Here is a 12,598-nt window from a genome sequence, read left to right as displayed (position 1 = left end):
TCAGCACGCCGAGCGGGCAGCGCTGGTTCTCTTGGATCGAACTGTCGGTGCGCGACAAGGACAGCGGCGCGGTTTCGCACCGCGCCATCGCCCGCGACATCACCGCCCGCAAACGCGCCGAATCCTCGCTGATCACCGCACGCGAACGGGCCGAGTATGCCAGCCAGGCCAAATCGCGCTTCCTCGCCACCGTCAGCCATGAAATCCGCACCCCGTTGAACGGCATCATGGGCATGGCCAGGTTGCTCGCCGACACCAGCCTGTCGCCGGAGCAGCAGACCTATGTCGGCGCCGTCTCGACCTCGGCCAGCGCATTGCTTGCCCTGATCGAGGATCTTCTCGACTATTCCAAGATCGAAGCCGGGCGTTTCGACCCCGAGCCGCAGCCGATGTCGGTGCGCGAGATCGCCGACAACATCATCGAATTGCTGGCAGCGCGCGCCTTCGCCAAGGATATCGGACTGGGTTGCCATGTCGAACCCGACGTGCCGCAATTGATCACCGCCGATCCGGGCAAGGTCAGGCAGGTGCTTCTCAACCTCATCGGCAACGCCATCAAGTTCACCGACAGCGGCGGCGTGCTGGTGAGCATAGCACGCGCACGCACCGAAACCAGCGACCGCATATGCTTCACCATCGCCGATACCGGTCCGGGCCTGCGTGACGCCGACCTGGAGCGCATTTTCGAGGAATTCGAGCAGGCCGACGGCACGTCGACACGCACCCATGGCGGGGCCGGCCTCGGCCTTGCCATCTCCAGGCGCCTGGTGGCCGCCATGGGCGGCACGATCTCGGTATCCAGCCGGCTCGGCCAGGGATCCGAATTCGTCTTCGAAATCCCTGCGACAGCGGCCACCGAAGCGCCGCAGGGCCACCAGAATGCTCTCTCGGGCAGACGCGCGGTGATCCTGTCGAAGAACGCCGTCGAGGCCGACGCCATCGCCCGCACCATCCGCGCCAATGGCGGCGCGGTCGACATCGCCACTACTGCCGCACAGGCCGCGCCTTTCGCCGCCGGCTGCGATGCAATCCTGGTCGATGCAGCGATGGAAGAAGGCGACGGAAGGCTGCTCAAGCGCCTGCGCCAAAGCGGTTTCTCCGACTGTGAGGCGATCACGCTGATCGCGCCGACCGATCGCGGCATGCTTGGCGAGTTCCGTGCCAGCGGCTACGCAACCTTCCTGGCCAGGCCGGTGCGTGGCGGAACACTTCTGCGTGTTCTGCTGAGCAGCCATGCTCCGAGCCTCGGCCCGCCGCCGCCGGAAAAGCGCGGCGCACCGTCGCTGCGGGCCGTCGGCAACCGCCAGCGCGGCCTGTCGGTGCTGATCGCCGAGGACAATGACATCAACGCCATGCTGGCCCGCGCCACGCTGCTGAAGGCCGGGCATCGCGTCAAGGTGGTCGGCAACGGCAAGGCCGCCGTCGAGGCTGTCACCGGCGCCGCGCACAAGGACCGCTTCGACGTGGTCTTGATGGATCTGCACATGCCGGTCATGGACGGGCTGGACGCGATCGCCGCCATCCGCCGCCATGAGGAAGAAAGTGCCGTGCGGCCGGTGCCGATCATGGTGCTGTCGGCCGACAGCCAGGAAAAGACCCGTCATGCGGTGTTGGCCCATGGCGCCAGCGGCTTTGTCACCAAACCGCTCGACCCCGAAGCGCTGGTCAATGCCGTCGAGGGGCAGGTCGTCGCGGCCTGAGCTTTCCACCGCCATTCGGCACGGGCGATCACTTAAACGTAGCCGGTTGATCGTATTCGCCAGCCGACGAAGTATTGCCCACGGCGTCGTATCACGGTACTGTCACAATCCTGTTGCACCTACACCGTATCCCCGTGCCAAGAGGGATGGCTCGAAGGAGAATCACTCGTGCATACAGTTATGCCGGAATGTGACACTCGGCCGAACGCCAGCAGCGCCTTGCTTGCCGGACGTAACGTCGATTCCGTCATAAAGGGCGCTGCGCTGGGCCGTATAGGCAATCTTGAAGTGCGGCTCGCTCGCAACGAGGCCGAGATCGCGGCCGCGCAGGAAGTGCGCTACCGGGTGTTCTACGACGAACTTGGCGCCAGGAAGGACCTGTTCCAGGCCCATGACCGCCGGGACGCCGATCGGTTCGATCCGCTCTGCGACCATCTGCTGGTTTTGGACACCACGCTTTCCGGTCCCGAACATCGCCGCATCGTCGGCACATATCGGCTGCTGCGGCAAGAAATCGCGGCCACGGCCGGTGGCTTCTATTCCGAAGGTGAATTCGAGCTGACCAAGCTCATCGCCCGCCACCCCGGTCAGCGTTTCCTTGAACTCGGCCGCTCCTGCGTTTTGCCGGAATACCGCTCGAAGCGCACCATCGAGGCGCTGTGGCAAGGCATCTGGGCCTACATCAACCATTACGAAATCGGTGTGATGACCGGCTGCGCGTCCTTTCACGGCACCGTCCCGGCGGCGCATGCCGAGGCGCTCACCTACCTCGCCCACCACTGCCGGACGAATTCGGCCTGGGACGTGCGCGCGGTGTCCGGGCGCTATTGCTCGATGGATCTGATGCCGATCGAGGCCGTCAATGCCAAGGCGGCGATCGCCGCGATGCCGCCTTTGGTCAAGGGCTATCTGCGCGTCGGTGCCCGCATCGGCGATGGTTGCGTCATCGATCGCGAATTCTCGACGGTCGATGTGTTCGTCGTGATGCCGGTCAAGGAGATCGGCGCACGCTACGTCAACTATTATGGCGGCGAAGCCCAGCGCTTCGCTGCGTGACGCTGGCGAATAGCGAATAGCGGGAGCTATCTCGCTCAACCCCTATTCGCTACTCTCTATTCGCTATTCGCTTCCTTTCACAAAATATCTTCCGGCCGCCTGCCGGGTCGGCTCTTGTAGGACGGAAACGACCAGCCGAATTTGAGCGCACCACCGCGCACGAGGAACGCCGCCGCAAAGCCGGCGAGGTTCGAGGCGAGCGGCGGCAGTCCGGCAAGATCGCCAAGCGTGTAGAGGCCGGCACCCGCAAGGGCCGCCGTGACGTAGATTTCGGGCCTGAGCAGCACCGATGGCTCGCCCGCAAGGAGATCGCGCAAAATGCCGCCGAAAGTGGCGGTGAGCACGCCGGTGATGACGGACACGACCGGCGAGCCGGTAATCGCAAGCCCCTTGGCCGCGCCCATCACCGAAAAGGCGGCGAGCCCGATGGCGTCGAGCCAGAGCAGCCACTTCCAGCGCGATTCGACACGATGCGCGCTGAAGAAGACCAGCACCGCAACCGCGGCGCAGACCAGCACATAGCCGGAGTTGGCAACCCAGAAAACCGGCAGGTTGAGGATAACGTCGCGAAGCGTGCCGCCGCCTATCCCGGTGACGCTGGCCAGGAACAGGAAGCCGATGATGTCGAGCTGCTTACGCGAAGCCGCCAGCGCCCCGGTCGCCGCGAAGACGGCGACACCGGCATAGTCGAGAAGCGCGATGGCATTCATGCAGACCAGGGGAGTAAGGGAAGAGGAGAATAGGAGAGTATGTTTATCACAAAGCCGCACCGTTGGTACGCTCCCTTACTCCCTTACTCCCTTACTCCCCTAACTACGCATCCTTCTCAGCCTGCTCGTTCACCGGCCCCGGCTCAACCGGTGCTTCAGCGGCGGCGAACTTCGGACCACCCTTGGCGACGCCGACCATGGCCGGGCGCAGCACGCGGTCGCCGATCGAATACCCCGGCTGCACGACCTGGACCACGGTGTTGGCCGGGACATCCGGATTGGGCACTTCGAACATCGCCTGGTGGAAATTGGGATCGAACTTCTCGCCTTCAGGCGCGAGCTTCTTGACCCCATGCCGTTCCAGCGCCGACAGCATGGCGCGCTCGGTGAGGTCGACGCCTTCGATCAGCGCCTTGAAGCCGGCGTCACCCGATGCCTTGGCCTCGGCGGGAATCGCATCCAGCGCGCGGCGCAGATTGTCCGACACCGACAACATGTCGCGGGCGAAATTCGCGACCGCGTAGGTGCGCGCATCGTGCACATCGCGCGCCGTGCGGCGACGCAGGTTTTCCATCTCCGCCGCCACGCGCAGCGCGCGGTCCTTCAACTCTTCATTTTCCTTCAGCAGCCGCACAAGGGCTTCATAGTCGCCGTCGATGCCGCCTTCCGTGCGCTCGGCTGCGGGCTCGGTCGCCTCGACTTCATCGGGCGCGCGTTCGTCTTTTGCCTGGTCGCTCATCGCCGTTTCCCGTCAATCTCGGATGATGTGGATTTTGTGCCCGATATCGATGTTTGGCGGCCAAAAATCAAGGGGTAAGCGACTATGGAAGCCGCCGGCCAAGGCCGGGCAATGACAGGCAAGACATTTCGACTTTAATTCAAATTTTACCTTAACCGCGGGCTTTGCTTGCCATACAGGCACGATGGGGGAACCATTCTCTTGCTGCAGGAGTTTCGAAGCCGACACAGGATTTTGAGATGATGACCCGCAACATGGGCGAAAAGGCAGAGGGGCTGGCCATCGAGATCAGGCGCCAGTTCGGCGCCGAGGCGGTGACCCGCTTTCTGCGCACATTGCCGGCCTTCCGCACCGAGGCCGACATCCCGGATCGGTTCAGAGAACTGCTCGACCGCCTCGATGGGGCGGAGCGCGGTGACATCGGCTGGCGCCGGCCGTAACGCAACAATCGATCTTGGCAGCAAACCTCCTATCGGCAATAGCCGGGGAGAGCCGAACCATCTAAGGATAGATGTGTTGTGGTTCAATGGAGGACGTAAATGCGCAAGGTTTCGATCACCTCATCGCTGATAGCGTTTGTCGGCCTCGGCGCCATCACCTTGGCGGCCTTTCCGGCACAAGCAGACAATCTTCAGCTGCAATTGGGCAAACATGGCCCGCGGCTGAAGCTCATGGAAGATTGCGACCCCGCCTACGACGATTGCGAAGGCCCCCGTCGCGACGATCGGCGCGACCGCCGTCAACGAGGCTGCACGGAAGACCGGGCTCTCGACAAGGCAGACCGAATGGGCATCCGCCGCGCAAGGATAGAGTCCGTCGGCCGCCGGGAGATCACAGTCCGCGGCAGACAGGGCGGCGACCGCGTGCGCGTGACTTTTGGCACCGAGCGCGGCTGCCCTATCCTCGATCGCGAATAGCGATCGACCAGCGGAAAACCGACGCTCAGAGCCATCAGCAGGTCGATTTGGCGGGTTGGCAGGCTCGATCGCCAAGCCACGCGACAATTACGCACAGTAATTTTGCGTGATGTTGCCTTGCGGCGGCGAGGCACCCCGCCTATGCTTCCTGATGAACATGATTTCCCCTGAGGCGGTCGCCAACAGCAAGCGCGCCTGGTTGAAGATTCTCGCCCGCTACAAGAAGCCTGACAGGCGGCGCAGCGCCGTCGAGCTCGCCATCACCCTCATTCCATTCGCCATACTCTGGGGGCTGTCCTCGGCGGCTTATGCCTATGGCCATTGGTGGGGACTGGTCCTCATCCTCCCCGCGGCCGGGTTTCTGGTGCGCATCTTCATGATCCAGCACGATTGCGGCCACGGCTCCTTCTTCGCCAATCGTTACGCGGACGACTGGATTGGCCGCGCGCTCGGCATCCTGACGCTGACGCCCTACGATTGCTGGCGGCGCGCCCACGCGACGCACCACGCCAGCGCCGGCAATCTTGACGAACGCGGCATGGGCGACATCCGGACGCTGACCGTTGCAGAATACCGGCAGATGTCGTGGCGGGGCCGCCTCGCCTATCGTCTCTATCGCCATCCGCTGGTGATGTTCGGGCTCGGTCCGATCTGGCTTTTCATCTTCGAGCAGAGGCTACCCGTCGGCATGATGCGCGGCGGCCTGACCCCTTGGGTGTCGTCGATGACCACCAACCTTGGCATCGCGGTCGCAGCAGCCGTCCTTATCTGGTTCGTCGGCCCGGGCGCTTTCCTGGTGGTTCACCTGCCGATCGTCATCCTCGCCGGTTCGGCCGGCATCTGGCTGTTCTACGTCCAGCACCAGTTCGAGGAAACAGAATGGGCGAAGGATGCCGACTGGGAATTCCAGCACGCCGCCTTGCACGGATCGTCGTATTACGACCTTCCGCCGGTGCTGAACTGGCTCACCGGCAACATCGGTGTCCATCACGTCCATCACCTCTCGGCCAAGGTGCCGTGCTACCGGTTGCAGGAAGTGCTGCGGGATTATCCCGAGTTGCGCGACATAGGCCGGGTTACGCTGCTCGAAAGCCTGCGCTGCGTCAAACTGGCATTGTGGGACGAAAACCGCCGCAAGCTGGTGTCGTTCCGCGAGGCACGGGCGGCGGCTTAAGCAATTCCAGGAGAAGTGTGGAACGGTTTTCCAGGGAAAACGCGTAGCGTTTTCCCTGGGCAATTGCGTCATAACAAAAGGACCGCCGCGCCATGGGCGCCGCGGCCTGGAGCTCCGATCAGGCAGCCCTGATCATGTCGGCGGCCTTTTCGGCGATCATGATGGTTGGGGCATTGGTGTTGCCACCAATTAGTGTCGGCATCACCGAGGCGTCCACGACACGCAAGGCTTCAAGCCCGCGCACCTTGAGTTGCGGATCGACCACCGCCATCTCGTCGACCCCCATCCGACAGGAGCCGACCGGGTGATAGACCGTGTCGGCGCGGGTACGGATATGGGTCATCAGATCGGCATCGCTCGGCTCGCCGGCGATGTGCATTTCCTTGTGCCGGTAGCGCGTCAGCGCCGGCGAAGCCAGCACCTGCCGGGTGATCCTCACGCCTTTCAGCAGCAGTTCCGCATCGCGCTGGTCGCCGAGAAAGCGCGGATCGATGCGTGGCGCGGCAAGTGGATCGGCGCTGGCCAGCCCAACCTCGCCACGCGAGTGCGGCCGCAATATGCAGACATGACAGGAGAAGCCGAAACCGTAGTGCAGCGTGCGCGCATGGTTTTCGACGAGCCCGATGACGAATTGCAGCTGCAGGTCAGGGCGCTCAAGCGCCGGGTCGGATTTGACGAAAGCGCCGCTCTCGGCCGACGGCGAGGCGATCAGCCCGGTTCCATCCCGCCGCCACTGCGCGATATGCCTGAGGAAACCCCACGCGCCGCGCGGGCTCATACCGAGCATATCGGTGTCCTTCGATCTCCAGCCGACGATAAAATCGAGGTGGTCCTGCAGGTTCTTGCCGACGCCCGGCAATTCGTGGACGACGGGAACGCCATGCACGGCAAGTTCGGCCGCCGGGCCGATACCCGACAGCAACAGAAGCTGCGGCGAACCGAAGGCACCGCCACAGAGGATCACCTCGCGCGACGCCTGTGCCACGGCCTCGCCTTTGCGCGTCCGGTAGCGGATACCGGTGGCGCGCTTGCCGGCAAGGACAATGCCTGTGGCGTGCGCCCGCGTGATCACGGTCAGATTGGTCCGCTGCATCACCGGATGGAGATAGGCGGCGGCAGTCGAACAGCGCTCGCCATTACGGGCGCCACCGGCAAACTGGGTCACCTGGAAATAGCCGGCGCCCTCTTGTTCCGGTCCGTTGAAATCGTCCGAGGCGCGAATCTGGTTTTCGGCACAAGCCTCTATGAAGGCCTTGGCGATCGGCCTCGGCGAGCGCTGGTTCGACACTTTCAGCGGGCCGTCCCCGCCATGCAAGGCATCAGTGCCGCGCTCATTGCCTTCGGCGCGCCGGAAATAGGGCAGAACCTCATCCCACGACCAGCCCTCGCAGCCCAGATTTGCCCATTCGTCATAGTCGCTGCGATGGCCCCTGACATAGAGCATTGCATTGATGGCGCTGGAGCCGCCCAGCGCCTTGCCGCGCGGCTGGTAGCCCTTGCGGCCGCCAAGACCTTGCTGCGGCACGGTTTCGAAGGCCCAGTTGTTGATCCTGGGCCGGCCGGAAAGCATGCCGATAATGCCAGCCGGAGCGCGGATCAGCATATCCCTGCCCTCGCCGCCAGCTTCGATCAGGCAGACCGTTTTCGATGGATCTTCCGAAAGCCGCGCGGCAAGCGCACAGCCGGCGGACCCACCGCCGGCTATGACATAGTCGTAACGCATGAAGACCCCTCCCCGATCGTTCAACGGATTTTCCATCCGGATGACCAAGAGAAGGCCTGAACACGACTGATGTAAAGATGCGCGGAATTACCGCAACGTCAGCTGCTGCGAACGCGTCGCCAGGAGTATTTCGGGCCTTTTGGTTCCGGCACGGCGGCTGGCTGGTAGTAGAGCCCCAATCCGCCGGTGCGGCCCTCCTCCAGGCGCTTCAACAGCACCGCATTGGAAATCTCGAACTCGTCGAAGCCCAGCCGCAGCATATGCGGCAGTTGGTCCACCAGCACCTGGCCCGTGGCGCGAACGGCACCTTCGAAATGGTAGCGGCCGCGCAGCAGTTCTCCCTTGGAGAAGGAGCGGCCGTCGCTGAAGGCCGGGAAGGCCAACGCCACCAGCGACAGCTGGTCGAGCAGGTCGGCAATCTTCTCGAGCTGATCACCCGGCTGCAGCAGGACGCCGAGCCGTTCCTTGGCCGAGCGGCGCACCTCCGGATCCAGATCGAGGAAGACTTGCAACGGCAGGATGAAGCGGCCGTTGCCGGACAGCGCATCGGCGCTTTCGGCATGCGTCCACTCATCCTCGTGAAAACCCGCAGGGGTCCAGAGTCGGGTCTCCGGTGTCGTCGGTTCAGTCATCAAAAAGTTCCTAAATAGTCAAACGAACCAAGGATGTGTTGAGATTCAGGTCAGGCTGAGTCGAAAATGGCAGCTTCCGAGAACCGGAGCGGAGCGTACTTGAAGTACGTGAGCACCGGAAGCGCAGGAAGCTGCCGTTTTCAGGCCAGCCTCACCTGAATATCAGCACATCCTAAAGGGATGCGTCGGTCAGCGACTTCTCCAGCCCCGACAGGTGAATGCCGCACTCGGTCTTGGCGTGACCGGCCCAGCGGCCGCTGCGCGCGTCCTCGCCCGGCTGCACCGGCTGCGTGCACGGGAAGCAGCCGATCGACAGATAGCCATAGGCGACCAGCGGATTTTCGCGCAGCGCATGGGCGCGCATGTAGTCCGCCTGGTCCGATGTCGTCCAATGCGCCAGCGGATTGATGCGGATGCGCGGACCGACCGCCTCGAACACCGGCAGCGCCGCCCGCGTCGCGGCCTGAAAACGCTTGCGGCCGGTGAGCCAGGCACGAAATGGCGCGACACCGCGCGCCAGCGGCTCCACCTTGCGCACGTCGCAGCAGGCGTCGGTGTTGCTCTGATGCAGATTGCCCGTCGGATCGATCCGTTCGAGTGCTGCTTCCTCGGGTTTGATCACCCTTATGTTGGTCAGCCCGAAATCGGCGGCGAGCGCGTCGCGATAGCCGAGCGTCTCCTCGAAATGCTTGCCGGTGTCGAGGAAAATGACCGGCAGCGTCCGGTCGATCTTGGCGATCATGTGCAGCAGCACAGCCGAATCCGCGCCGAACGACGACACCGCCGCGATCTCGTCGAGGAACAGTTCGCGGGCCGAGCGTTCGATGATCTCGATCGGCTTCAGATGACCATAGAGCGCATCGAGCCCCGCCGCTTTGGCGGCGATACCGTCATCGACGTCTCCAATACGGTCAAGCGGCCTTGGCTTCGCCAGCATAGAGCGCCTCCTTGAACGGCGCGGGACCGACTCGGCGGTAGGCGTCGATGAATTTCTCTTGTGGGTCGAGCCGGAGGCCGAGATAGGTCTCGACGATCTGCTCGATGGCGTCGGTGATCTCTTCCGACGAGAAGCCGCGGCCGATGATCTCGCCGACCGAGGTGTTTTCGTCGGCCGAGCCACCCAGCGTCACCTGATAGAGCTCAGAGCCCTTCTTCTCGACCCCGAGGATGCCGATATGGCCGACATGGTGATGACCGCAGGCGTTGATGCAGCCGGAGATCTTCAGCTTCAGTTCGCCGATCTCGCGCTGCCGCTCAAGCGAGGCGAAGCGGCGCGAGATTTCCTGCGCGATCGGGATCGAGCGCGCCGTGGCCAGCGCACAGTAGTCGAGGCCCGGGCAAGCGATGATGTCCGATATCAAATTGGAATTGGCCGTCGCCAGGCCGATGCCGACCAGCGCATCATAGACCGCCTTGAGGTCGGCGCGGGCCACATGCGGCAGGATCAGGTTCTGCTCATGGCTGACACGCAGCTCGTCAAAGCCATATTTCTCGGCGATGTCGGCGATTGCTTCCATCTGGCTGTCCGAGGCGTCGCCGGGCACCTCGCCGATGCCCTTCAGCGAGATCGTCACCGCCGCATAGTCGGGATGGCGGTGCGTCACGACATTCTGGTCGAGCCACTCCGAGAACCCCTTGGAATCGAGCCGCGCCAGCTTGACCGCCTGGTCGCCTTCCGGCCGCCCAGCGAGCACCGGTGGCGCGAAATAGGCCTCGATGGCGCGGATGTCGGCTTCCGGCAGCTTCAGCTCGGCGTCCTTCAACTCCTGCCACTCGGCCTCGACCTGGCGGGTGATCTCCTCGACGCCGGTCTCATGGACGAGGATCTTGATGCGCGCCTTGTACTTGTTGTCGCGGCGGCCATAGAGGTTGTAAACGCGCAGGATCGCCGTGCAGTAGGACAGAAGGTCGGCTTCCGGCAGGAAATCGCGGATCTTGCGGGCAACCATCGGCGTGCGGCCCTGGCCGCCGCCGATATAGACGGCGAAACCGAGTTCGCCGGCGGCGTTCTTCTTCAGGTGCAGGCCGATGTCGTGGGTCTGAATGGCGGCGCGGTCGCGCTCGGCACCCGTCACCGCGATCTTGAACTTGCGCGGCAGGAACGAGAATTCCGGATGCACCGACGACCATTGGCGCAGGATTTCCGCGTAGGGACGCGGATCGGCGACTTCGTCGGCGGCAACGCCGGCGAAGTGGTCTGCGGTGACGTTGCGGATGCAATTGCCGCTGGTCTGGATGGCATGCATCTCAACGCTCGCGAGATCCGCCAGGATCGCCGGAATGTCCGACAGCGCCGGCCAGTTGAACTGGATGTTCTGGCGGGTGGTGAAATGGCCGTAGCCCTTGTCGTATTTGCGGGCGATGTGACCAAGCATGCGCAACTGCTTGCCGTTCAGCGTGCCGTAAGGCACCGCGATGCGCAGCATGTAGGCATGCAGTTGAAGATAGACGCCGTTCATCAGCCTCAATGGCCGGAACTGGTCCTCGGTGATCTCGCCGGCAAGACGACGCTGCACCTGGTCGCTGAACTCGGCGACGCGGGCCTGGACAAAATCGTGGTCGAACTCATCGTAACGGTACATGCTTGGTCTTTCAGGGCGCGTCCGCCCATGCCTGGTGTCTTGGTTATGCTGCCCGCGCAGCCTGCTTGCCGAGATCGTTGCGGATGGTCGGGCCGGCGGCGCGGATCTTCTCGCGCAGCCGCACCGGTTGGACGACACCGTTGACGACTTCAGCGTCGATCAAATTGACGTCGACCACTTCGTTGGCGGCATAGGCCTTGGCGCCGATCGCCTCGAGCCTGTTCTCGGCTGCCTTGTCGTGGGCGAGGTCAGCATGGTCCACCGTCTCGGCCCAGCCGCCGTCGGCGTACCAGACGGCAATGCCGTCGGTGAGGCGGTTGGCGGTCAGTATCTTCATTGCTGAACTCCTTCGGCGATCGAACTGGACGCACCTTCATGCCTGTGTGCCGCCAGCGGCTCGGATCGCTCAAAATTGGCGCCGGCGACCGCATCGCCGATGATGGTCATGACCGGGCCGGAAAGATCGGCGCGCACTTCCAGCGACGGCAGGTCGGCAAGCGTGCCGTGGAAGCGACGCCGGTTGGCGAGGCTGGCATTCTCGACCACGGCCACCGCAGTGTCCGGCGACAGACCGGCCTCGATCAGCCGTCCGGCAACCTCGGCGGCCACCGAGCGGCCCATATAAACGGCGACGGTGGCGCCGGAAATGGCGAGCTTGGCCCAGTCGGGCAGCGAATTGCCCTTGAGGTCGTGGCCGGTGGTGAACACCATCGACGAGGAGACACCGCGCAAGGTCAGCGGCAGTTCGAAATCGGCGGCGGCAGCAAAGGCCGCGGTGACACCCGGAACCACCTCATAGGCGATGCCGGCATCACGAAGTGCCGCCATCTCTTCGCCGGCCCGGCCGAACACCAGCGGATCGCCTGACTTCAGCCGCACGACACGCTTGCCTTCACGGCCAAGCTCGACCAGCAGCGCATTGATCTCAGCCTGGCTCTTGGTGTGGCAGCCCTTACGCTTTCCGACCGGCAGGCGCTCGGCATCGCGGCGACCCATGGCAACGACCGCCTCGGGCACCAGCGCGTCATGGACGATGACATCGGCTTCCATCAGCAGACGATGGGCCCGCAAGGTCAAAAGATCCTCGGCGCCCGGACCGGCGCCAACCAGCGCGATGTGACCGCAAGCGGGCGTGTCCGACAGCAGAAGATCGACGGCAGCGTCATGCGCCTGCGAAAGCTGGCCGGCTTCGGCCGCGCGCGCAGGAGCGCCAGAGAAGAAATCATTCCAGAAGCGGCGGCGGGCATTGCCTTTCGGCAGCAGCTTCTCGGCAGCCCCGCGAAACGACGCCGCAAGAATTGCCAGCGGCCCGAGCGACGGCGACAGCATGCGGTCGATGCGGCCGCGCAGCATCTGGGCAAGCAC

Annotated in this window: 13 protein-coding genes; 5 read left to right on the top strand and 8 right to left on the bottom strand. The window is 63.9% G+C overall.

What is annotated here, in order from left to right:
- On the top strand, positions 1-1,700 hold a 1,700-nt coding region (locus EOD15_RS16540), incomplete at its 5' end, for a response regulator (protein WP_127408636.1).
- A gap of 180 nt (positions 1,701-1,880) precedes the next feature.
- On the top strand, positions 1,881-2,756 hold the full coding sequence (locus EOD15_RS16535; protein ID WP_023812526.1) for a GNAT family N-acetyltransferase: 876 nt from the start codon (positions 1,881-1,883) through the stop codon (positions 2,754-2,756).
- A 77-nt stretch (positions 2,757-2,833) separates the two neighbouring features.
- On the opposite strand, the gene EOD15_RS16530 is transcribed toward EOD15_RS16535, so the two are convergent.
- The gene (locus tag EOD15_RS16530; protein ID WP_127319279.1) at positions 2,834-3,466 is read right to left on the bottom strand and encodes a trimeric intracellular cation channel family protein; all 633 of its coding nucleotides are present in this window, start codon (positions 3,464-3,466) and stop codon (positions 2,834-2,836) included.
- Positions 3,467-3,569: 103 nt separating this feature from the next.
- A complete protein-coding gene (grpE, locus tag EOD15_RS16525; protein ID WP_127408635.1) occupies positions 3,570-4,205 on the bottom strand; it encodes a nucleotide exchange factor GrpE in 636 nt (211 codons plus the stop codon).
- 239 nt (positions 4,206-4,444) lie between these two features.
- Between grpE and EOD15_RS16520 the strand changes: the two genes are divergently transcribed.
- The 3 genes from EOD15_RS16520 (at position 4,445) to EOD15_RS16510 (ending at position 6,296) form a co-directional block, all read left to right on the top strand.
- On the top strand, positions 4,445-4,645 hold the full coding sequence (locus EOD15_RS16520; protein ID WP_127319283.1) for a hypothetical protein: 201 nt from the start codon (positions 4,445-4,447) through the stop codon (positions 4,643-4,645).
- 99 nt (positions 4,646-4,744) lie between these two features.
- Positions 4,745-5,122 (top strand): hypothetical protein, encoded by a 378-nt coding sequence (locus tag EOD15_RS16515; protein ID WP_127269664.1) that lies wholly within the window; start codon positions 4,745-4,747, stop codon positions 5,120-5,122.
- A gap of 151 nt (positions 5,123-5,273) precedes the next feature.
- Positions 5,274-6,296 (top strand): fatty acid desaturase, encoded by a 1,023-nt coding sequence (locus EOD15_RS16510; protein WP_127273297.1) that lies wholly within the window; start codon positions 5,274-5,276, stop codon positions 6,294-6,296.
- 118 nt (positions 6,297-6,414) lie between these two features.
- Here the strand turns inward: EOD15_RS16510 and EOD15_RS16505 are convergent, their stop codons facing one another.
- The 6 genes from EOD15_RS16505 to cobA all read right to left on the bottom strand — a co-directional run.
- Positions 6,415-8,019, bottom strand: coding sequence for a GMC family oxidoreductase N-terminal domain-containing protein (locus EOD15_RS16505; protein ID WP_127319285.1), 1,605 nt, complete (start codon positions 8,017-8,019; stop codon positions 6,415-6,417).
- 98 nt (positions 8,020-8,117) lie between these two features.
- Positions 8,118-8,651, bottom strand: a complete 534-nt coding sequence (locus EOD15_RS16500) for a DUF934 domain-containing protein (RefSeq protein ID WP_127319286.1) — start codon at positions 8,649-8,651, stop codon at positions 8,118-8,120.
- Positions 8,652-8,823: 172 nt separating this feature from the next.
- Positions 8,824-9,588: a phosphoadenylyl-sulfate reductase gene (locus EOD15_RS16495; RefSeq protein ID WP_127272509.1), complete on the bottom strand. Its 765-nt coding sequence runs from the start codon at positions 9,586-9,588 to the stop codon at positions 8,824-8,826.
- Positions 9,563-11,233, bottom strand: coding sequence for a nitrite/sulfite reductase (locus tag EOD15_RS16490; protein ID WP_127319288.1), 1,671 nt, complete (start codon positions 11,231-11,233; stop codon positions 9,563-9,565). Before EOD15_RS16490 ends, EOD15_RS16495 begins: the two co-directional genes overlap by 26 nt.
- Positions 11,234-11,276: 43 nt before the next feature.
- Positions 11,277-11,570 carry a DUF2849 domain-containing protein gene (locus tag EOD15_RS16485; protein ID WP_127319290.1) on the bottom strand — a complete coding sequence of 98 codons (294 nt, stop codon included), beginning with the start codon at positions 11,568-11,570 and terminating at the stop codon, positions 11,277-11,279.
- A partial coding sequence (gene cobA / locus EOD15_RS16480; RefSeq protein WP_127408634.1) for a uroporphyrinogen-III C-methyltransferase occupies positions 11,567-12,598 on the bottom strand: 1,032 nt, incomplete at its 5' end. The genes cobA and EOD15_RS16485, both read right to left, overlap by 4 nt.

It is taken from the genome of Mesorhizobium sp. M7A.T.Ca.US.000.02.2.1 (genome assembly GCF_003996995.1).
Classification (GTDB): Bacteria; Pseudomonadota; Alphaproteobacteria; order Rhizobiales; family Rhizobiaceae; genus Mesorhizobium.
Note: the sequence above shows the minus strand (reverse complement) of the source record. Positions and strands in the feature narration are given on the sequence as shown.